Source organism: Halosolutus sp. YCN4, from assembly GCF_059736495.1.
In genome coordinates this window covers 1-20,007 of the sequence record NZ_JCASSM010000006.1, presented here as the reverse complement: position 1 = coordinate 20,007, position 20,007 = coordinate 1, and the positions used below count along the sequence as shown (strand labels likewise).

Here is a 20,007-nt window from a genome sequence, read left to right as displayed (position 1 = left end):
TGAAGATCGAGGGAGACCGTCCTCGTCACGGTTCGACCAGTTCCGCGTTCCGAGCGGCGTCTGCCGCCCGATCGAACAGGTCGTCGGGTTCGGATTCGAGCAGCGGTTCGAGGCGGGCGTTCGTCTCGACGCGATCGGGTGCTACCCGATTACAGCCGGCGTCGATCGTCGAGTCGGTGAAGGTACCGATCTCGCGGGCTTTCTCGACGATGTCCGCCTTGTCCCACGTCAGCAGCGGGCGGTGGATCGGCAGGACGGCCGCGCGACTCGTAATCGCGAGGTTCTGGACGGTCTGGCTCGACTTCTGGCCCGCGGCCTCGCCGGTCACGATGCCGTGGGCGTCGACGCGATCGGCGAGGTGCTCCGCGGCCCGGTAGAAAAAGCGCCGCAGGGAGAGCATGCGCCCCTGTTCCATCTCCCGAACCAGCAGGTCGACCGTCTCGCCGCCCGGAATCTCGTACACCTGCATGTCGAAGTTGGGCGCGTACCGCGAGAGGGTCCGGACCGTTTCCATCGCCCGTGCCTCGTGGTCGATCCCGCCGTAGGGCCCGAGATCGACGTAGACGGGGACGATCGGACTGCCGCGTTTCATCATCTCGTAGGCGGCGACCGGCGAGTCGATCCCGCCGCTGATCATCGCGATCGTCTGCTCCTGTGCGCCGAGGGGGAGTCCGCCGGGTCCGGGTCGCATCTCGAGGTAGACGAACGCGACGTCTTCGCGGACCTCGACGCCGAACGTGAGGTCGGGATCGTCGAGGTCGACTTCCGGTTCGAACTCGTCCGCGACGGCGTCCCAGATCGCGGTGCCGCCCTCGCGAGCCAGGTCCTCGCTGTCGTAGGGGAGCCGTTTGTTCGCCCGGCGGGCGTCGACGGCGAACGTCCCCCCGTCGTAGCACGCACGGGCGGTCTCCACGAGGACGTCGAGGATTTCTTCTTTCCCGGTCCCGACCGTCCGCGCGGGACTCGCCGAAACCACGCCGAAGGTGTCCGTGGCGGCCGCCGTCGCGGCCTCGACGGTCTCCTCGGTGGCGTGGATCAGGGGTCGGTTCCAGCGATTCTCGACCGTGCCGGGGAGCGATCGGAACGAGAGCACGGCCTCGAGGTTCTCGACGAGCAGGCCCTCCATGTGCCGCTTGACGGCGTTGCTCTTGGTGTTGACGTCGCCGTGACGGACGAGGACCGTGTCGGCTCCCGGCGGGTGCATGCGGTGGACTAGACGAGTGGGGGTATAAGGCGATTACGAGGGGACCGCCGCACGCGTACCGTCAGCCGTGTGACGGCAACCGCGCCCGCCCGGTCACCGATCGGCGACCGCCAGCGCTCGATCGACCGCCTCGGCGATCGGGTCGGTGTCGTCGACGGGGACCAGCGGCGGGCGGACGTCGTCGCCGGGGATGACCCCTCGTTCGACGAGTGCGGCTTTCGTCGCCGGGGCGAAGTCGTGAGTCGTACACGCCTCGAACAGCGGGGCGATCGCCTCCGCCTGCAGTTCCCGGGCCCGATCGGCCTCGGGATCGTCGGCGACCTCGCGGAAGACCGTCGGCACGACCTGTGAGAGCGCGTTGATACCGCCGTCGGCGCCCATCCGGAGCGACGGGACCAGAAGCGCATCGAATCCCTGCAGACACAGGAACTCGTCGGGCGTCCGTTCGAGGACGGACAGGAAGTACGCGAGGTCGCCGCTCGAGTCCTTGATGCCCAGCGCCTGCTCGTGGTCCGCGACGGCCGCGACCGTCTCGGGTTCGATCCGCTGGCCCGTACATTGCGGAATGTTGTACAGAAGCACGGGGATCGACGCCGCGTCGAGGACGGCCTCGAAGAACCGCCGGTTGCCCGCCGGATCGTTCGCTGTCGTGAAGTAGGGCGCGACGATCGCGGCGGCGTCGGCACCGACCGAGGCGGCGTTCTCGACCGCGTCGATCGTCTCGGCGACGCTGGTCGCCTCGGCACCCGCGACGACGGGGACGTCGGCGTGTTCGACCGTTCGTTCGATCACGTCGAGCCGTTCCGCGGGGGTGAGACTCGGGAACTCGCCGGTCGTCCCGCAGGGGAAGACGGCGTCGATCCCGCCCGACTCGAGGTGGTCTATGAGGTCGGCCAGCGCCGCCTCGTCGATCGCGCCGTCGTCGAACGGCGTCACCAGCGGGCAGGTGATTCCTCGCAGCGCAGTGTGGACGTCCATACCGACACCTCACGTCGTTTCCTCAAAGGCGTTGTGTCGGATCGAGTGTCAGCAATCGGGCGGTGGACGGCGGCCGCGGCGATCGGAGTCTCATACGGTTTCCTGTAAGTCATTTCCGGCGCAACTGCGATCCGGGCGGCGGTTGCGCCGGTACATCGGTACAGCAATCCGTATCAGGTCGCGGACTCCTCTACCGTCGGACTCAGTCGACCCGTGTGGCTGTAGATGCCCACCAGGAGGACGCCGCCGGCCACGAGCGGGACGATCGCGCTCAGCCCGTACAGCACCTCGAACGAAAACGCCTCGGCGAACGGCAGGGAGACCAGCGGTCCGAGGCCGCCACCGACGTCGCCGAGGACGTTGTTCGTTCCCATCGCCCGTCCCATCCGATCCTCGGGCGTGAGGTCGGCGAGCAGGGCCGTCAACGGACCGCCGACACCGCCCTGGCCGGCGCCGATCAGGGCGCACGCGATCACGAGGGTTTCGAACCGCGATCCGACGGCGAGCACCGCGAACCCGAGACAGGCCGTCACCAGGAAGCCGAGCATCACCGGGACGCGCGCGCCGACGGAATCGCTCAGGACGCCCCCGCCGAGGGTGAACACCGCGCCGGCGAGCACCGTCACGGCCATCAGCATGCCCGAGGACCCCTGAGCGTCGAGGCCGAAGATCGAGATCCCCCGTTCGCCGAGCAGGAGGACGAGCGTCGAGAACAGGACCCCGATGTAGGCGAAGTAGAGTCCGAAGTTGACCAGCCCGATCGTCAGCGCGGGGACGCTGCGTTCGACGTCCCAGGGCTTGACCGACTCCTGTTCGCCCTCGACGTGGGTCTCCGGGACGATCCGGTACGCGACGACGCTGGCGAGACCGGCGAACGCGGCCGCGAGGACGAACGCTTCGGCGTTCCCCCAGATGTCGCTGACGATGCCGCCGAGGACGAGTCCGGCGGGAAAGCCGAACGTGATCCCCGCCCGGACGATCCCCATGCTCGTCCCACGCGAGTCCGCCTCGCTCACGTCGGCGGTGATCGTGTAGGCCGTCGCGAAGACGAGCGCGCTTCCCAGCCCCCAGAGGATCCGGGCGATCATGAACCAGACCTCGGGGAACGAGGAGAGGATCGCGACCACGTAGCCGAACGTCGCGAGACCCTCGATCGCCAGTCCCGCGACGAACGGTTTCCGGGTGCCGACCCGATCGACGAGCGCCCCGGCCGGCGCGTTGCTCACCAGCCGCGTAAACCGGTTCGCGCTCAGGATGAGTCCGACCATGAACGCCGAGATGCCCAGTACCTCCCCGAGGTTCGGGAGGATCGGGAAGATCACGCCACCCCCGAAGCCGACGAAGAAGGTGCTGGCGACGACGGCGAGAACGGTCCGGTTCGAACTGACAGCGGGGCGTGACACTGGCGATCGCTCTCGAGGATATTTCGATTCGTAACTCGCTACTCGACTACCACAGCGACCACGTTAATGGGTCTATCGAATCCGGAGAGCGAACGGGTCCGATCGTCGTCTCGAATCCGACGGGTCAGCGCACGATTATTCGAGCGGTGGACCGACGGTCCACTCGTCGGGCAACCCCTCGCGATGGTCGAGAAACAGTTCGAGCAACGGTTCGACGTCGGCGAATCTGTCCCCCGTAGCGATTTCGTTGCGCTCTCGATCCCACTCGATTAGGTCGCTCTCGGCCAGCATGGGAAGGTGGCAGTGACGTAACTCGACGAGACGGGTATCGGGGTTCGTCCCGCCGATAGCGACGTCGTCCGGGAGGCGAGTGGTCTCTTTTGTCCGGGAGTCCCGGTCAAAGAGAGCGATCAACGTGCAGCGACGATAGTCGTTCGCGATGATAGTGAGCATGTCGTTAATCATCGATCATCGGTTTCGCTACCACTCCTCTCTCGTTGAGTCTGTAGCATTACGTGGCAAGCGGCCGAGTGCCGACGGCTGGCGTCGGTCGATCGCTATCGTCGCCACTGAAAGTCACTGCACACCTGATCGCAGGACAGCGTTGCGATCAGTGTGTCAATCGTTTCAGTGGCTACGATAGGACAGGAGATGAGGCGTCGGGCCGCCCGGAGCGCGACGCGGCCGCTCACACGGTCCGCTGTACCGGTGTCCCGGTGCAACCGCAGGACGATCGCGGTTACACCGGAACTGACGGACGGGAGTCCGTCTCAGAACGTCGTGAGTTCGCCGTCGATCACGCGGCGGGTGATCCCCGTGACGTCGGCCAGTTCGCGGTCGACGATCGCCTCGATCTCGCTCTCGACGTCCGAGAGGGCGACGCCGTCGTCGGTGACGACGTGGACGTCGGCGACGTGTGGCTGGTCGATCGGGCGGCCGATCTGGGAGAGCAGACGCACGCGAAGGTCGCGGATGCCGTCGACTTCGGCGACGACCGCCTCTGCGATCTCCGTCGAGAGGAGATTGTAGATCTTCCCGATGTGATTCACGGGGTTCTTGCCGCTGGTGGCCTCCATCGACATCGATCGGTTGGGCGTGATGAGCCCGTTCGCGCGGTTGCCCCGGCCGACGGACCCGTCGTCGCCCTGCTCGGCGGAGGTGCCGGTCACGGTGAGGTAGATCGAGCCCTCCTCGTAGTCGTCGGCGGTGTTGACGTGGACCTCGACCTCGCGATCGGTGTGTTCGTTCGCGACGTCGGCGACGAACTCCCGGACGGATTCGACGGCCTCGACGTACGCGTCGAGGTCGGGGACGTACTCGTCGATCATCGCCGCCGCGACGGTGACGTCGATCCGATCGCCCTCGCGCTTGCCCATCAGCTTCACGTCGGGGCCGAGGTAGGGGTTCTCGTCGGCGAACTCGCCGTTCAGCCGCCGCTCGGCGTCGAGGACGATCCGCTCGGTCTCGGTCAGCGGCGCGTGGCCGACGCCGAAACTCGTGTCGTTTGCCATCGGGACGCTTACTTCATCCTCGCCGAAGACCTCCTGCAGATCGCCGCTCCCCTCGCCGAGTTTGACGTCGACGACGATGTCCTCGCCGACCTCGAGTTGCGGGATCGTCTCCTCGAGATACCCGCGAGCGGCCCGGAGCGCGATCGTCTCCGTCGGGATCGTCTGGCCCTCGTAGTGTTTGGTGGCGCGGCCGACGATCAGCAGGTAGATCGGGTCGACGACCTCGCCGCCGCCGAACGCGGGCGCGGCCTCCCCCGCGACGAGTTGCGTCTCGTCGGTGTTGAAGTGGAGCACTTCGCCGACGCGGTCGAGGTACTCGCTCGCGAGCGCCCTGGCGACGCTCTCGGCGACGCCGTCGCAGATGGAGTCGGGGTGACCGATCCCCTTTCGCTCGACGATTTCGACCTCCTGGTCCTCTACTGCCCGTCGGTCGATCGGTTCGACCCGGATGTTCCGCTCGCTCATTGGTGGTCGTAGACCCGTCGCCGTTCTATAACTTGCGGAAAGCACCTGCACACCGAAAATACGTGGGGGTTATACACCGCGGCGGACGATCAGCCCTCGAGCTGGAGTCCCAGGTACGAGGTTCGAAGCTGATCGTCGGGATCGAGATCCAGTTTCTCGAGGACCTCGTAGGCCCCCTCGCGGGCCGACTCGAGGTCGTCTTCGTGTTCGACCGCCGTCTCGACTTCGACGTACTCGCCGACCTCGTCCACCGAATCCAGCGTGATCGTGTACTCCTCGAGCGCGAATCGCTCGCGGTCCTTTCGAACGGTCGCGGCCGGCTCGAAGCCGAGGTTCGAGAGCACCGCATCCATTTTCCCGCCGTTTCCGATCGCCGTCTCGACTTCCTCGCGAGTCTTGGACTCGTCGTCGAGGAGAGGGCCCTTGTAGGTGACGCGCGTCTCGTTCGGGCCGTCGGCGGGCCGTTCCTCGCGGATCCGCAGCGCCTCGTCGGTCTCCGGGAACGATCGGTGTGGTGCGTCGTAGTAGGTATCCTCCTGCACCACGGCCCCCATCGGTGTCGCTCCGATCTCGTCGAGTCTGACCCGTACGCGCTCGAGATCGGCCGGGACCTTCACTTCCACCTCGTACATATCCGCTTCCACGGGCACCGATCGTAAGTATCGGTCGTTCCCGGGGGAAAACGTGTTCCTTAAATGTAGACGGCGGGACGTACAACGTATGACCGAGGATCAGGAGGCCGAGCTCGAGGAGCAGGCCGATGACGCTGCAACGGACGAAGAAGACGCCACCGAGGACGCCGCGGGGCTCCAGGAAGGCGACTTCGTCGAGATCGAGTACACCGCCTACACCGCGGACGGCGACCAGTTGGTCGACACGACCGATCCCGAAGTCGCCGAGGAGGAGGGCGTCGACGACCAGGGCCAGGAGTTCAAACCCCGAACCATCGTTCTGGGTGAGGGTCACATCTTCGAAGACGTCGAAGACGCCGTCATCGGGAGCGAACCCGGCGACTCCGGCACCGTGACGATCGACGCCGCGGACGCCTTCGGCGAGTACGACCCCGACGACGTCCAGACCGTCAGCGCCGAGAAGATCGACGAGGACGATCGCTACCCCGGTGCGAACGTGACCGTCGACGGCCAGCAGGGCTACATCAGCACGATCATCGGCGGCCGCGCGCGCGTCGACTTCAACCACCCGCTGGCCGGCGAGGACGTCGAGTACGAGTACACGATCGTCGACGCGGTCGACGACCGCGAACAGCAGGCCGCCGGCCTGTTCGAGATGTACCTCGGCTTCGAACCCGACCTCTGGATCGAGACGGACGAGGTCGAGGAGGAGGTCCCCGTCGAACCCGACGAGGACGAAGACGAGGACGAGGACGCCGAACCCGAGTTCGAGACCGAGGTCGTCGAGAAGGAGACGCTCTACCTCGAGGCCACGCCCCAGATGACGATGAACCAGCAGTGGATGATGGGCAAACAGCAGATCGGCCAGGACGTCATCGACAAGGTCGGCGTCGATCGCGTCATCGTCCAGGAAGTCATCGACGGCATGGGCGGCATGGGCATGGGCATGGGCGGCATGATGGGCGGTATGGGCGGCATGGGCGGCGGCGACATCGAGGAGGCACTCGAGGACGCCGACGTCGACGCCGACGAGATCGTCGAAGAACTCGAAGGCGCCGAAGAGTAACGACCCCGTCTTTCCGTCCGATATCTGGCCGACCAGCCGCGCGTTCCTGCCGATCGGAGACTCACCAGTGGGCGGGACGGTCGGCGTCGCTGCAACTGGACCGCGAGGACCGCTGTACTCCGAGGGAGAGCGGGGCGTCTAGGCGATGTCCCGACTCGTGTCGATCGCTACCTCCTCGACGAGTTCGAGTTTGATCGCCTCGACCGGCTGGTCGCCGCAGCGGAACTTGGGGATCGTGAGGTGGTTCTCGAGTTCGGTGCCGGAGATCTCGGTCTGCAGGTCGAAGACGGCGTCGGCGGCGTGGTGGGTTCGGGCCCGGTTGGCGGGTTCGGCGTCGCCTTTCAGGCAGTGCAAGACGGCGACGCTGTTGGTCTCGAGCATCTGGGTCTTGAGATCGTTGAGAAAGGTGACGTACTCGTCGGTGTCGGCTCGCTCGAGCACGTCCATCGTGTCGATGATGAGGTTCGCGCCGTCCGGGAGCGCGCTGATGAGTCGCGTCGCCTCCTTGAGCGGCGAGTCGCTGGTAACGTGTCTGACCGTCGGACTGCCGACGTCCGACGGCGACGTCTCGATGGCGTGCCGGACGGCGTCGTCGGATCGCTCGGTCGTGAGATACAGCGTGCCGCGGGCGGCGGTCAGTTCGTAGAGAAGCAGCTCCGACTGGCTGTCTGCGTTGGCAGTGTAGGCGACGATACAGCCCGGTGGGAGTCCCCCGTCGAGCTTCCGATCCAGCACGTCGATCCCGGTTTCCAGCCGACCCACCATACGATTGTGACCAATTGCTGTAGTGCCTGTATAACTCTTTGCCTTACGTTCGGTCGTCAACCCGGCGACGGCGCTCCGAACCGATCGCCGACTCGCATCCGTTCGACCTCCGTTCGCCGACCTACCGATGATTGGCCCCGCCTTCCCTTATAAATGCACGGGCGCCGATCGTGAATGGAGAGATTGAAGGGGGCGGCAAGAGCGTACACGAACGAATGCGCCACGATCACCTCATCACGAGCAAACAACTCTCGAGGGCGGACATCGAGCAGGTCCTCGACTACGCGGCCGAGATCGACGCCGATCCGTCGGCCGTCGCCGACCGCCACGCGGACACACTGCTCGGGTTGCTCTTTTTCGAGCCCAGTACGCGGACGAAGATGAGCTTCGAGACCGCGATGAAACGCCTCGGCGGCGACGTGGTCGACATGGGTTCGGTAGAGTCCTCGAGCGTCAAGAAGGGAGAAACGCTCGCCGACACGGTGCGGGTCATCGAGGGGTACACCGACGCGCTCGTCCTGCGCCACCCAAAGCAGGGTGCCGCGGCGATGGCCAGCGAGTTCGTCGACGTCCCCTTGCTCAACGCCGGCGACGGGGCCGGTCACCACCCGACCCAGACGATGCTGGATCTGTACACGATCCGAGAGAACGCGGGCCTGGACGACCTGACGATCGGCATCATGGGCGATCTGAAGTACGGCCGAACCGTCCACTCGCTCGCGTACGCGCTGTCGAACTTCGACGCGCGCCAGCACTTCATCAGCCCCGAAAGCCTGCAACTTCCACGGGAGGTCGTCTACGATCTCCACCAGCAGGAGGGCGCCCAGGTCCGCGAACACGAGGTGATCGACGAGGTGTTGCCGTCGCTGGACGTGCTCTACGTCACCCGGATCCAGCGCGAGCGCTTCCCCGACGAGAACGAGTACCAGCAGGTGGCCGGTGAGTACCAGATCGACACGGACACGCTCGAGGCCGCGAGCGACGATCTGACGGTGATGCACCCGCTGCCCCGCGTCGACGAGATCGCCCCGGAAGTCGACGAAACCGACCACGCGGCCTACTTCGAGCAGGCACACAACGGCGTCCCGGTCCGGATGGCGTTGCTCGATCTCCTCCTTCGGGAGGGAGGTGATAGCGATGAGTGACGAGCACCACGACGACGAGCACGAACTCCGCGTCAGCAAGATCCGCAGCGGGACCGTCATCGACCACGTCAGGGGCGGCCAGGCCCTGAACGTCCTCGCGATCCTCGGTATCGACGGGAGCGAGGGCGAGGAGGTGTCGGTCGGGATGAACGTCCCCTCCGATCGACTCGCGCGCAAGGACATCGTCAAGGTCGAGGGACGGGAGTTGAGCCAGGACGAGGTCGACGTCCTCTCGCTGATCGCGCCGGACGCGACGATCAACATCGTCCGCGACTACGAGGTGATCGAGAAACATCGCGTCGAACGGCCGGATGTCGTCACCGGCGTCCTCTCCTGTCCGAACCCGGGCTGTATCACCACCGCCGGCGAACCGGTCACCTCCCGGTTCGAGGTGCTCGACGACGGCGTCAGGTGTACCTACTGCGAGACGATCGTGCGGGACGATATCGCGTCCCTGATCGATACCTGACCGGTCTGGCGCGTTCGTCCGCGGGGGACCATCCAGAATCTCTAAGTGTTCGCCGCCCAACTATCTACGTGCATATGTCCCGGACATTCAAGATCTTGATCGCCCTGTTCGTCATCACCGTCCTCTACAAAGTCGTCGCCGGCGGCCCGTCAGAGGTCGACGTCGAGTACGATCCGGTCGAATAGGTCACTGTCGAGGAGTGGGGGTTCGCCAGCACACCGCGGTAGATCCCGGATAGCGAACCATCAGGAACCGTTCGATTCCGAACGGCTTTCCCGCGCGGCGCCGTATCGCTCCGACATGTACGGCGTCGTCACGCGGAACGCGGAAGAAGTACGGTGGCCGGAGTTCGATCGCGGGTTCTACGAGGTCAAAGACGTCACCGGCCGGTCCGCCGACCCGATCGAGGACGGCGTGAACATGGTCTCCTGTTTCGGCGACAACGCTGCCGCGGACGCCGATCCGTCGCTCGTCACGGTCGACGACATGGGCCGGCCGGCCACGCGCGATCGGCAGTACTTCGACTGGGCGTACATCTGCCCGTCCCGCGAGGACTACCGCGAGGGACTCTTCGAGATCATCGACGACTGCGTCGCGGCGAACGAGGACGTCCGCCTCGACGACGTCGGGTTCCCGCGGGCGGAGTACTGTCGGTGTGGCGTCTGCGAACAGTCCTTCGAACGGAGCGAGTACGACGATCGGTTCGAGTGGCGCGCGAGCGTCATCACCGAGTTCGTCGCGGAGGCGGCCGATCGCATCCCCGGAACGGTGTACCTGACGCTCTATCCGGACCCCTACCCCGGCCACCTCTACGAGCGCGCCGGCATCGACCTCGCGGCGCTCGAGGAGTACGTCGACGAGTTCGTCGTTCCCCTCTACGACATGGCCTACGAGACGACCTACTGGCTGGAGACGATCGCGCGGGGGTTCGAGAGCGCCCTCGAGACGCCGTTCGACGTCGAACTCTACGCGGTCGACGTCGACGTGGACAACCTGATTCACGCCACCGAGGTCGCCGAGGCGTACGGGACGGACGTCTTCTTCGGCTACGACGCGAGCAACGCGCGGGCGGCGATTCGGCGGCGGCGGGCGGAGGAACGCGAGGGCGTGACCCACGGCGAGCCCGAGTCCGGCTCCGATACCTGATCAAGTTCGGTTCCCAAGCGACGGTTACGTTCCGGTACACCGCGATTGCGCGTCCGGTTTCCGGGAGCGACGGGTCGCTTGCGCCGCACTCGCGTCGGCCCGATCGATCGCGATCGATCGGTTCGGTTTACCGGCCGAGTTCGTGACTGCCGCTGGAACCGACGTGGATCTTTATTGTGCTCACTCGCGCCGACCGTGACGAGCGAGGATCCGCCTCCTCGAGTGAGACTGATGAGAGACCCCCAGCAATCGCAGTACGATCCGACCGCACAGATTCAGCAGACCACGATGACGCACGGGCAGGAGGCAATGGAGCAGGCGATCGATCTCCAGCGCAACGTGGCGCGAATGGCTCTGAGTGCGATGAAGTGGCAGGAGACGGCCCAGCGACAGGGCATCGAGCTGACGGCGTCAATGCTACGGGGGTTCCCGGGCCAGCAGTTCACGGAGTCGATGATGGAGAGCTACCTGCAGGGTCTCGAGGCGGTCGTGCCGGAGATGGAACGGGCGATCGAGAAGGGCGTGTCCGCCGCGACCCAGCCGGGATCCATGCAGGGCCAGCAGATGGAGACGGGGCAGGGCCAGCAGATGGGACAACCGCATACTGGTGGCCAGATGACCGGTCAGCAGCCGACCGGCCGGATGGACCGACAGCATCCCGGCGGTCAGCAGCCGGAACCGCAATACCGATCGCGCCAGGAGACGGGTGCCCGATCCCAGCCACCGACCCAGCAGTATCCACAGACCGGTGAGTGGATCCAGGGATCGTCGTACGGCGGCGAGTCCGCCGGTCAGTACCCGTCCCAGCAGACAGCGACAGGCGGTCGGCCCGAACCGCAGCCACAGGGGACGGAGACACCGCCCCAGAGCCAGTCTCGGCCGCACGAACCGGACCAGCGAGGTCCCGACGTCCCGACGGAAGGACGATACCAGGAACAGTACGACCGGGATTACGAGTCCGGACAGTCGACTCGGCGCCGAGAGTCGCCACGGCCTCCGTCGGATCGAGGCGGTCCGCGCGACCAGCCCTCTCAGCGAATCGACACCGATCGGCGTGAGCGCGCCCAGGAACGGCGCCACCAGCCGATCGCACGGGGCCAGCAGGGAAGCGGCGGACGGATCGAGGAACGACGACCCGAATCGGAACCGGATCGCGACCGCAACGAGAGGAGTGCCGAGGACGTCTCGGCCCGGACCGATCGCCCCCCGGAAGGCACCGACGAGGAACCCGAACGATAGCGCGTGCGTCACGACGGATCGAGACGTACAGACGATCGGGGTCTCTTTTCGTCCCATCCGAGGATGGGCCTCACGGAGTCCCGGATCGCGGACCCGCCTACCGCTCCGTCGGTCAGGAGTCGATCGCGGCGGAGTCGAAAAAGCAGTTTCAGTGGGCAATCTGACGAGTTGGCGAGCGTCGCTCGAGGACCCGGTGTCGATTATTTGCGCCTGTCGTCGTCGCCGATCAGTTCGTCATCGTCGTCACTCATCATCCCGTCATCGTCGTCACCGATGAGGTCGTCATCGTCGTCGTCGCCGATCAGTTCGTCGTCGTCCGACCCTCGGTCGCGTCCGCGCGGTTCTCCCGGGTCCTCGCCGCCGATCGTGTCGCGATCGTCGTCGTCGCGCATCATGCTATCATCGTCGTCACCGATCAGATCGTCGTCGTCACGACGGGTGTCAGTTCCCCGATCGCGACCCGTTCCGGTGTCGGTGCCGGCGACGCCTGTCGATCCGGCACCTCCGGTGTCGCGAGTCGTGCCGGCGCCGGAACTGCCAGTACCGGCCATGTCGCTCTCGAGGCGCACCTCGTCGCGTGTGACGGATGCGACCGCCTCCTCCTGGAGCGGGTACGTGTCGTCGGTCCCGCCCCACCCGAGTTTCGCCTTGATCGTGTCGGTGATGCCCGGATCCGGTTCGACGTGGGCCGTGCCGTGTTCGACGCTGGCGACGATGCCGACGTCCTCGCCGTGTTCGTTGACGACGGTCTTGCCGATATCGTCGTCGGTAAACTGTGGGGACATTGCACTATGACGGTATCCAGACAGGTGCAAGATGGTGGTGCTTGCGGTGGCCTGCGGCGAGAGCCGTGGCCACCGTAACCCGCCATTAGCTAGTGCGATCGTCTCTCAACGGGGACTTACGTTACTGCTCGGCGTCCTCACTCGTTGAACTCCGGATCTCGACCCTCGAGGAAGGCGCTGACGCCCTCCTCGTGGGAGTCGGAACTGCGCGCCTGGACCTGCAAGAGGTTCTCGTAATCGAGCGCTTCGTCCCAGTGACGACCCATGTTCTCGTGCATCGCCTGTTTCATCAGTCCGATGACGTCCGTGGGGCGACGGCCGAGTCGATCGACGGTGTCGGCGACCCGCTCGTCGAGTTCCTCGGCCGGGACCGACTCGTTGATCAGGTCGAGGTCGGCCGCCCGATCGGCGTCGAAGAATTCGCCGGTGAACGCGAGCTTCTTCGCGGCCCGGAGGCCGACGATGTGGGGAAGCATGAAGGTCCCGCCGGTGTCCGGGATGAGGCCGACGCGAACGAACGCACAGGAGAAGGTGGCGTCCGCGGCGGCGTAGGCGATATCCGAGAGGGCGACGATCGCCAGTCCGGCGCCGACGGCGTCGCCGTTTACCTTCGCGACGATCGGAACCGGACACTCGAGCGTGGCCTCGACCACGCGACCGAAGGTCTCGGTGACCTCGTCGTACGACTCCATGGGCGGGGCGGGTTCTTCCGCCATCGCTTCGATATCGCCGCCGGCGCTGAACGCGTCACCCTCGCCGGTCACGACGATCGCGTGGTACTCCTCGGGCGAGGCGTCCTCGATCGTGTCGGCGAGCGTCGCCGCCGTCTCGGTCGTGAGCGCGTTGAGGACGCCCGGCCGATCGAACGTGATTCGAAGCACTCCGTCGTCGCTGTCGACGTTCATGTCACGAGCGTGGGGTGCACCGGTAATAATGGTGGTCTTTCGGGACAGATCCCGGGCGGACGCGAGCGAGGGTGCTGTCGAGTGGCGGGGCGATGCGACTGTCGAGGGGCGACGGTCGGACAAAATAGCGGGTTACGACGAACCGTTCGTGTGCACGTGATTCCGTGTGACGGTCGGGGTGCCCATCAGTTCGACGGGATCGGCGGTGCGGTCGTTTCGTCTTCGGAGACGTTCAGTTCGGAGGTCACGAGTGCCCGATAGGCCCGGCGGAGCCGTTCCGAGAGCGCCTGGTGGGAGATGTCGAGTTCCTCCGAGAGTTCCTGCATCGAGACCTCGCGCGGGATCTCGAAGTAGCCGTGGTCGATCGCCGCGACCAGCGTCTCGTACTGGCGGGTGGTGAGCCCACACTGGGAGTGGCTCTCCTCGGTCATGTCGAACAGGCGGACGATCGTCGGCGTGACGTCCTGCTCGACGAGTCGATCGTAGAGCGAACTCACGCTCTCCCGGTCGGTGAATCGGATGCTCAGCAGCCACGTCCCGCTCGAGGCGGAGGCGCTCAGTACCGTGCCGCCCTCCTCGAGGACGACTTCGAAGACGTCGAGTGTCTCGGGGTCGAACTCGATGTCGTACAGCCAGCGATCCTCGTCCTCGCTGATCAGTCCGAAGTCGCCGATCGCGGACGCCTCGTCGAGGCCGTCCTCGATCTCCGACCGCGATGCGCCGGCGAGCCACAGGCCGTGGCCGTCCGACGCGATTACACGTTCCATCTCGCACGTGAGCGAGGGGAGGGTCTCGAACAACTCTCCCATGCCCGTCCCGTCAGCCGGAATCTCGATGTCTGCGATTGAGGTCATGTGTCTCGTACACGGGTTGGACAGGGAACGCAATAACCCCGATTCCAAAAGGATTAGTACGGCTGAACGGAACTTTCACGACCGATTATCTATTTTGACGAGCGAGCGACGACAGAACGACCGGCTCGCACCCTTACCACCGCCTGGGCGCACCGAGGCGGAACTGGACGAGACCGACGACGACCACCGCGATGGCGAGCAGCGCCAGCGCGATCGGGACGATCGCGTCCAGTCCCTTCGAGATCCGCACTACCTCGATCCGCGTCGGCATCGTCCGCGGGTTGTACGCGACCATCATCGTCGCCCCGAACTCCCCGAGAGCGCGGACGAACGTCAGGACGATCCCGGCGGCGATGGCGTTCCGGGCGAGCGGGAGGGAGACGTGCCACACCGTCTCGATCGGCCCGTACCCGAGCGTCCGGGCCGCCTCTTCGAGGCGTTCGTCGACGCCGTCGAAACCGGCCCGCGCGGTGACCACGAGAAACGGCGCGGCGACGAACGTCTGGGCGAGTATCACGCCGGCCCGGCTCCCGGTCAGGGGCATTCCGAGCGCGGCGGCCGCGGCCCCGATCGGCGTGTACCGGCCGAGAACGGTCAGCAGCATGACCCCGCCGACGATCGGCGGGACCACGAGCGGCAGCAGGACGGCGGCTTCGACGAGCCGTTTGCCCCGGAACGACCCGCGCGAGAGGACGTACGCGAGCGGGACGCCGAAGACGGTCGCGATCGCCGTCGCGATCGGCGCGGTCACCAGCGAGGTCCTGACCGCCTGCCGCGTCGCCGGCTCCGCGAGCCCCGCGACGACGTCGACCGATCGCACCTGGCCGAAGAAGGCGATAAACGGGACCACGAAGTACGCGAGCAGGATCGTCCCGAGCAGGACTGGCACGGCGCGGGGGCTCGTGACCCGATCGATCGCGGCCCCGAGACGGCTCCCGCGATCGCGCTCGGCGCTGGGAGGCTCGCGGACGCGCGACGCGCCGGATCCGGAATCGTCGTGGGCGGACGGAGTCTGGCGGCTCATCCGTCGAGTTCCTCCGGCGGATCGCCGTGGCGTCGCGGGAGCGCGTCCGGAACCCGGAGTCCGTGTTCGGCGAGCAATTCGGGCCGGTCGAGCAGAAAGTTCACGAACGACCGACCGGCGTCCGCCTCGTCCGCGCCGGTTCGGACCGTCGCGTTGTAGACGACCGGCGACCCGGACACCGTGTAGCCGTCCGCGGTCGTGTAGGTCGCCCGTTCGTATCGATCGGCGTCCGCCGGATCGGCGAAGTTGTACGCGTCCGGCAACTCGAGAAACGGCACGCCGTGGTCGCTGGCCATGTTCCGGTAACAGATCGCACAGGCTCGATCGCCGGCCTCGACGCCGGCGAGCAACGCGGATTCGCTCGGCTCACGATAGGCTCGATCGACCATCGTCTCGCGGAACCCCTCGAGGTCGTGCTCGCGCTCGGCGAGTTCGAACAGCAACACGGCGCGGTACCCCAGCGGATCCAAGTCCGGATCGCTGATCGCGACCTCGCCCGGCCCCGCGTCCGCGAGCACCTCGTACCACGGCTCCCCGTCGGCCAGTCGGCCGCCGACGTCGGCCGACGGATCGTAGGCGATACCGACGGCGTTGGTCGCGAACTCGACGTCCCAGTCGGCGTGATCGGGATAGAGGCGCTCCCGGAGGAGGTCGACGTCCGCACTGATCACGACGTCGGGATGTTTGGTCCGTTCCTCGATCATCCGCATGAGCGCGTTCGAGCCGTGGTACTCGCCCGCGTACCGGATTCCGGCGTCCGCCCGGAAGGCCGGTCCCACGTGTTCTTCGAGGACGACCGCGAGGCTCCCCGCGGCGAGCACTCGGACGCGACCGTCGTCGCTCCCGAGACACCCGCCGACCGTCCCCGCCGTCGCGCCCCCGACAGCGGCCAGAACGGCACGTCGACCGTGGTGCGACGTCCGATCCCGGCCACCACCCGTGCTCATATCGGCGTGTCGGACACGGAGAGTAATATAACTACTTCCGATTCTAAACTCCTGGAAATATAACCACATTCGGTTTCTCGCCAGCAGACGTACCGAACCGTTTCGGAGTACGAGTCACTGCGTAACGGGATCCCGTCTCCGCTGACTGTTCGACCGGGACCGTCGCCGGCCGATCACCCGTCCCGATGGGGGGACGGATCGATCGGGTCGAGGTCCCGGATCGTCCCGACCAGGGTCGCGAGGTCGTCCGTTCCGTGACCCACGACGTCGCCGCCGATTTCGGATGGATCGCGATCGCCGACGACGATCGTCGGCAGGGGTGCCGCCGTGAAGCCCTCGACGAGGACGACGTCGTAGCCCCGGCCCGCGAGACGCTCGAGGGTACTCTCGAGCGCCTGCAGTTCGGGGTCATCGCTCTCGAACACCGCGGCCCCATCCGACGGTTCCGGTGGATCCCGTTTCCCGCGGGTACTGACTTCGAACGTCGATCCGGGCGTGATGCCGACGACGGTTTCGGCACCGGCGGTCCGATGCCGGTACGTGTCCGTTCCCGGTGTGTCGATCTCGACGTCGTGGTGGATCGATTTCACCGTGGCAACGCGATCGTCCGCGGCGAGTCGCGGGACGAGGTCCTCGACGAGCGACGTCTTTCCAGAGTCGCTCGGTCCGGCGAGACAAACGACCCGCAACTTCGAGTGCTGGCTCATGATCGATATTCTACTATGGGGGACCAAGAATAACTGGACTGGAGCCTCCCAGTGTCGGAGTGACCGTCGTTCGTGAACGCGAATCTCTCCGTCGCGACTGCGATCGAGCGCACGCTCCGACGATGCCGAGCGACCGACCGTTCCAGCGGGACTCCGTGGCGACTGTCTGTGAGTCGCTGTCCGCTTCGATCGGCGGACTCGCCGACGACCGTGTGGCAACCTGACACTGCGCGTAGCACTCCGTCCCAGTGCAACTGTTTCGAGTCGAATTAACCCGGGTATACGTAATACACCGCATTGCCGACGACGAGACGTGACTTCGAACGATACACGCGGGTCGCGACTCGGGCGGCGATCGTATCTGGCGAGCAGTCTCGCCGGACTCGGAACGGTTTCGATCGCCGGGAGCGGGATCGCAGACGGGAGCGGCGATCAGTCCGGCAACCAGTGTCCCGCGCCACAACCCGACGAGGAGACCGACGAGCGACAGGACGAGGCGATCGACGACCAGCACGAAGAAGACGCCGACGACAACGCCGACGAACCGGCGGACGAGCAGTACGAGACCGTCGTCGACGTCGTCGAAGCCGGCGCGGATCCCGAGGGGAACGAGTCCATCACGCCCGTGTTACGAGATCACGTCGGCGACGACACGCTTCTGGAGTTCCCGGCGGGGGAGTACTACATGGCCGAGCAGTTGCGGCTCACCGGGTTCGAGAACGTCGGGTTCGTCGGTGAGAACGCGACGCTGGTGCCGGCGACCTACCACGAATTCGACGGCCCGCAGTATCGGTTGTTCCGGTTGGGAACCAGCGACAACCCCGGACGCGACCTCCGGTTCGAGAACTTCGACGTCGACCAGACCGCCGACGACACGGGTATTCGCGTCATCAATGCCGAGGTCGAGGACGGCCTCGTCGTCCGGAACGTCACCGTCCGCGGTATCCACGACAGCGGAACCTGGGGGCCAGGCCTGTTCAACGTCACCGATCCGGACGGAGAGGGCCTCGTTTCCCGCTTCCATGCGACCAGCGGCGCCGTCCACGTCGACGAGACGCCCAACGCGGGGAACATGTGGCGCGGCGCGACCGGCATCAACGTCAACCAGCACCACCGCGGAGCGCTCGTCTTCCGAAACTGTAGCCTGGGCGGCTTCCCCGACAACGGGTTGTACGTATCGAGCGAGACCGGCCGGGTCGATGTCGAGGGCGGGTGGTACCAGAACAGCGGCACCGCCTCGATCCGACTCAGCGGTCGTCACGGGACGATCACGGACGCGGTCGCCGTCGTCGACGCGGATCCGCACGATTCGGCGGGCCAGCATCCGATTCGACTCGACGGCGGCGATCGGTTCGAGATCGCCGGCGTCACCGTCGACGTTCCGCGGCCGAACGGCGACGCGATCAGGATCATGGACGACGTCGAGTCGACCGCGATCGCCAACACGGAGATCACCGTCGGCGACGGCCCGAACAACGGCATCAAGATCGGCTCCGGGGCGGGACAGACCCACATCGAGAACGTCGACATCGAGGTCGACGGGAGTGCCAACGCGGTCCGTATTCTCGGCCAGGACGCCGGCGCGGTCGAACTGGACGACGTCCGGATCACAGGCGACGCACCCGGTACCCGGCTTCGCCACGCTATCTACTGCGAGCGAAACGAGTGTCGGTTCACCGGGCTCTCCGTCGATCAGCCGGGACCCGACAAACGCCGCGGGATCGAACTCCGCGGCGAGACGTACCTCCTCCGGGAGAGCGAGTTCCAGACGACCCACGTCCCGATCGTCGTCAACGGCGCGGACGGCGTCCGGATCGAGAACTGTTACGCCGGGACCGCCGAGGGGGACTACTCCCTGCGCATCATCAGCGACTCCGGTTCCGTGTCGCTCTCGAACAACGATTTCCCCGCGGGCGTGCGCGACGATCGGTAACCTGCCGGATCGGCCGGGAGCAGTACTATAGTAGCAACTGAAACGATGTACATACTGATCACGAAGCCGTCCTGTGATCAGGTGTGCATTGACTTTCAGTTGCTACTATAGCGAGCGGCTCTCGGTGTCCGATCGGTCTCGTTCACAACCGTCTCGATCGACGTCGCCGGGGAATAGTCGGACCGAAGTGTGAAGGACGCCCTCGTGGGGTGACGGGGCTATCAATGAGGGTCGCGCCCTCCACCCGTCCGTATCAGCCACTGGTAGATAATCCTGAACCCAACACACGTTGGACTGTGTCCGTTGCTGTCGGTTCGTGATCTGATGCCCCGTCGGTCACCGCCACGGCGATACCGATCCGGGAAGGTGCGCCCGGATCAATCAGGCCGGGCCGATTGGGCTTCGATCGTTCCCCGTCGCGGAATCGATTGTCAGTCGGCGGGGCAGGCGCGATGTGACCGTCGCCGACACAGTCTCTTGCCCTCCCGGCGGACGGCGCTACCTCGGGGCCAGACGAGTCGATCGTGCGGTCGCTCCGAGCGTAAGTCACTCATGAGAGTCCGTCCGTCTTGGTTGGTACTCACTATCTTTGACGGTCCAGTTCGGAGGCCTTAAATAGTGGTCGGCGGTTACAACTTAATCCGAAGGAAATGAGGACCCCACCCCTGCGGTCTTCCGTACAGATGGGATCTGATGTTAGCCTCGACAGTTCGGTGACGCCCGATCGGTCGGCGATTCCGATCAGTGTCATCGAACGTGTGGACCCAACTGTGTGAGTGTGTACTACATTCACCGCCAACAGACCCTCCCAGTCTACGACTGGGAGTAC

Annotated in this window: 19 protein-coding genes; 6 read left to right on the top strand and 13 right to left on the bottom strand. The window is 65.9% G+C overall.

Annotated elements, in window-relative coordinates:
• Positions 1 to 25: 25 nt before the first annotated feature.
• The 6 genes from AC6I6X_RS19585 to cyaB form a co-directional block, all read right to left on the bottom strand.
• On the bottom strand, positions 26 to 1,204 hold the full coding sequence (locus AC6I6X_RS19585; RefSeq protein ID WP_497932246.1) for a tRNA sulfurtransferase: 1,179 nt from the start codon (positions 1,202 to 1,204) through the stop codon (positions 26 to 28).
• 93 nt (positions 1,205 to 1,297) lie between these two features.
• A complete protein-coding gene (locus AC6I6X_RS19580; RefSeq protein ID WP_497932245.1) occupies positions 1,298 to 2,182 on the bottom strand; it encodes a dihydrodipicolinate synthase family protein in 885 nt (294 codons plus the stop codon).
• A 173-nt stretch (positions 2,183 to 2,355) separates the two neighbouring features.
• On the bottom strand, positions 2,356 to 3,585 hold the full coding sequence (locus tag AC6I6X_RS19575; RefSeq protein WP_497932244.1) for an MFS transporter: 1,230 nt from the start codon (positions 3,583 to 3,585) through the stop codon (positions 2,356 to 2,358).
• Between the two features lie 135 nt (positions 3,586 to 3,720).
• A complete protein-coding gene (locus tag AC6I6X_RS19570) occupies positions 3,721 to 4,050 on the bottom strand; it encodes a DUF7344 domain-containing protein (protein WP_497932243.1) in 330 nt (109 codons plus the stop codon).
• A 305-nt stretch (positions 4,051 to 4,355) separates the two neighbouring features.
• The gene (locus AC6I6X_RS19565) at positions 4,356 to 5,561 is read right to left on the bottom strand and encodes a methionine adenosyltransferase (protein WP_497932242.1); all 1,206 of its coding nucleotides are present in this window, start codon (positions 5,559 to 5,561) and stop codon (positions 4,356 to 4,358) included.
• An 89-nt stretch (positions 5,562 to 5,650) separates the two neighbouring features.
• Positions 5,651 to 6,193 (bottom strand): class IV adenylate cyclase, encoded by a 543-nt coding sequence (cyaB, locus tag AC6I6X_RS19560; RefSeq protein WP_497932241.1) that lies wholly within the window; start codon positions 6,191 to 6,193, stop codon positions 5,651 to 5,653.
• A gap of 88 nt (positions 6,194 to 6,281) precedes the next feature.
• Here cyaB and AC6I6X_RS19555 point away from each other — a divergent pair, with 88 nt between their 5' ends.
• Positions 6,282 to 7,259, top strand: coding sequence for an FKBP-type peptidyl-prolyl cis-trans isomerase (locus AC6I6X_RS19555; RefSeq protein ID WP_497932240.1), 978 nt, complete (start codon positions 6,282 to 6,284; stop codon positions 7,257 to 7,259).
• A gap of 138 nt (positions 7,260 to 7,397) precedes the next feature.
• Here the strand turns inward: AC6I6X_RS19555 and AC6I6X_RS19550 are convergent, their stop codons facing one another.
• Complete coding sequence (locus AC6I6X_RS19550) at positions 7,398 to 8,024, bottom strand: RAD55 family ATPase (protein WP_497932239.1); 627 nt, start codon at positions 8,022 to 8,024, stop codon at positions 7,398 to 7,400.
• 215 nt (positions 8,025 to 8,239) lie between these two features.
• Between AC6I6X_RS19550 and pyrB the strand changes: the two genes are divergently transcribed.
• The 4 genes from pyrB (at position 8,240) to AC6I6X_RS19530 (ending at position 12,023) form a co-directional block, all read left to right on the top strand.
• Positions 8,240 to 9,169 carry an aspartate carbamoyltransferase gene (gene pyrB, locus AC6I6X_RS19545; protein WP_497932238.1) on the top strand — a complete coding sequence of 310 codons (930 nt, stop codon included), beginning with the start codon at positions 8,240 to 8,242 and terminating at the stop codon, positions 9,167 to 9,169.
• Entirely contained in the window at positions 9,162 to 9,638 is a 477-nt protein-coding gene (gene pyrI, locus AC6I6X_RS19540; RefSeq protein ID WP_497932237.1) for an aspartate carbamoyltransferase regulatory subunit, read from the top strand. Before pyrB ends, pyrI begins: the two co-directional genes overlap by 8 nt.
• A gap of 300 nt (positions 9,639 to 9,938) precedes the next feature.
• Positions 9,939 to 10,784 carry a hypothetical protein gene (locus AC6I6X_RS19535; RefSeq protein WP_497932236.1) on the top strand — a complete coding sequence of 282 codons (846 nt, stop codon included), beginning with the start codon at positions 9,939 to 9,941 and terminating at the stop codon, positions 10,782 to 10,784.
• 231 nt (positions 10,785 to 11,015) lie between these two features.
• Positions 11,016 to 12,023 carry a hypothetical protein gene (locus AC6I6X_RS19530; RefSeq protein ID WP_497932235.1) on the top strand — a complete coding sequence of 336 codons (1,008 nt, stop codon included), beginning with the start codon at positions 11,016 to 11,018 and terminating at the stop codon, positions 12,021 to 12,023.
• Positions 12,024 to 12,223: 200 nt separating this feature from the next.
• On the opposite strand, the gene AC6I6X_RS19525 is transcribed toward AC6I6X_RS19530, so the two are convergent.
• The 6 genes from AC6I6X_RS19525 to mobB form a co-directional block, all read right to left on the bottom strand.
• Entirely contained in the window at positions 12,224 to 12,808 is a 585-nt protein-coding gene (locus AC6I6X_RS19525) for a DUF8593 domain-containing protein (protein WP_497932234.1), read from the bottom strand.
• A gap of 137 nt (positions 12,809 to 12,945) precedes the next feature.
• Entirely contained in the window at positions 12,946 to 13,713 is a 768-nt protein-coding gene (locus tag AC6I6X_RS19520; protein WP_497932233.1) for an enoyl-CoA hydratase/isomerase family protein, read from the bottom strand.
• 185 nt (positions 13,714 to 13,898) lie between these two features.
• Complete coding sequence (locus AC6I6X_RS19515; RefSeq protein WP_497932232.1) at positions 13,899 to 14,567, bottom strand: helix-turn-helix domain-containing protein; 669 nt, start codon at positions 14,565 to 14,567, stop codon at positions 13,899 to 13,901.
• A gap of 133 nt (positions 14,568 to 14,700) precedes the next feature.
• On the bottom strand, positions 14,701 to 15,591 hold the full coding sequence (locus tag AC6I6X_RS19510) for an ABC transporter permease (protein WP_497932231.1): 891 nt from the start codon (positions 15,589 to 15,591) through the stop codon (positions 14,701 to 14,703).
• Complete coding sequence (locus tag AC6I6X_RS19505; protein WP_497932230.1) at positions 15,588 to 16,538, bottom strand: extracellular solute-binding protein; 951 nt, start codon at positions 16,536 to 16,538, stop codon at positions 15,588 to 15,590. The genes AC6I6X_RS19510 and AC6I6X_RS19505 overlap by 4 nt, the downstream gene beginning before the upstream one ends.
• A gap of 173 nt (positions 16,539 to 16,711) precedes the next feature.
• Positions 16,712 to 17,245 carry a molybdopterin-guanine dinucleotide biosynthesis protein B gene (gene mobB, locus AC6I6X_RS19500; protein ID WP_497932229.1) on the bottom strand — a complete coding sequence of 178 codons (534 nt, stop codon included), beginning with the start codon at positions 17,243 to 17,245 and terminating at the stop codon, positions 16,712 to 16,714.
• Between the two features lie 499 nt (positions 17,246 to 17,744).
• Here mobB and AC6I6X_RS19495 point away from each other — a divergent pair, with 499 nt between their 5' ends.
• On the top strand, positions 17,745 to 19,178 hold the full coding sequence (locus AC6I6X_RS19495) for a hypothetical protein (protein ID WP_497932435.1): 1,434 nt from the start codon (positions 17,745 to 17,747) through the stop codon (positions 19,176 to 19,178).
• Positions 19,179 to 20,007 lie beyond the last annotated feature (829 nt).

What these genes read in the sequence shown, in the direction of transcription:
- AC6I6X_RS19585 (WP_497932246.1), bottom strand. Translation starts at nt 1,204, where the DNA reads ATGCACCCGCCGGGAGCCGACACGGTCCTCGTCCGTCACGGCGACGTC.
- AC6I6X_RS19580 (WP_497932245.1), bottom strand. Translation starts at nt 2,182, where the DNA reads ATGGACGTCCACACTGCGCTGCGAGGAATCACCTGCCCGCTGGTGACG.
- AC6I6X_RS19570 (WP_497932243.1), bottom strand. Translation starts at nt 4,050, where the DNA reads ATGATTAACGACATGCTCACTATCATCGCGAACGACTATCGTCGCTGC.
- AC6I6X_RS19565 (WP_497932242.1), bottom strand. Translation starts at nt 5,561, where the DNA reads ATGAGCGAGCGGAACATCCGGGTCGAACCGATCGACCGACGGGCAGTA.
- cyaB (WP_497932241.1), bottom strand. Translation starts at nt 6,193, where the DNA reads ATGTACGAGGTGGAAGTGAAGGTCCCGGCCGATCTCGAGCGCGTACGG.
- AC6I6X_RS19555 (WP_497932240.1), top strand. Translation starts at nt 6,282, where the DNA reads ATGACCGAGGATCAGGAGGCCGAGCTCGAGGAGCAGGCCGATGACGCT.
- AC6I6X_RS19550 (WP_497932239.1), bottom strand. Translation starts at nt 8,024, where the DNA reads ATGGTGGGTCGGCTGGAAACCGGGATCGACGTGCTGGATCGGAAGCTC.
- pyrB (WP_497932238.1), top strand. Translation starts at nt 8,240, where the DNA reads ATGCGCCACGATCACCTCATCACGAGCAAACAACTCTCGAGGGCGGAC.
- pyrI (WP_497932237.1), top strand. Translation starts at nt 9,162, where the DNA reads ATGAGTGACGAGCACCACGACGACGAGCACGAACTCCGCGTCAGCAAG.
- AC6I6X_RS19535 (WP_497932236.1), top strand. Translation starts at nt 9,939, where the DNA reads ATGTACGGCGTCGTCACGCGGAACGCGGAAGAAGTACGGTGGCCGGAG.
- AC6I6X_RS19530 (WP_497932235.1), top strand. Translation starts at nt 11,016, where the DNA reads ATGAGAGACCCCCAGCAATCGCAGTACGATCCGACCGCACAGATTCAG.
- AC6I6X_RS19525 (WP_497932234.1), bottom strand. Translation starts at nt 12,808, where the DNA reads ATGTCCCCACAGTTTACCGACGACGATATCGGCAAGACCGTCGTCAAC.
- AC6I6X_RS19520 (WP_497932233.1), bottom strand. Translation starts at nt 13,713, where the DNA reads ATGAACGTCGACAGCGACGACGGAGTGCTTCGAATCACGTTCGATCGG.
- AC6I6X_RS19515 (WP_497932232.1), bottom strand. Translation starts at nt 14,567, where the DNA reads ATGACCTCAATCGCAGACATCGAGATTCCGGCTGACGGGACGGGCATG.
- AC6I6X_RS19510 (WP_497932231.1), bottom strand. Translation starts at nt 15,591, where the DNA reads ATGAGCCGCCAGACTCCGTCCGCCCACGACGATTCCGGATCCGGCGCG.
- AC6I6X_RS19505 (WP_497932230.1), bottom strand. Translation starts at nt 16,538, where the DNA reads ATGAGCACGGGTGGTGGCCGGGATCGGACGTCGCACCACGGTCGACGT.
- mobB (WP_497932229.1), bottom strand. Translation starts at nt 17,245, where the DNA reads ATGAGCCAGCACTCGAAGTTGCGGGTCGTTTGTCTCGCCGGACCGAGC.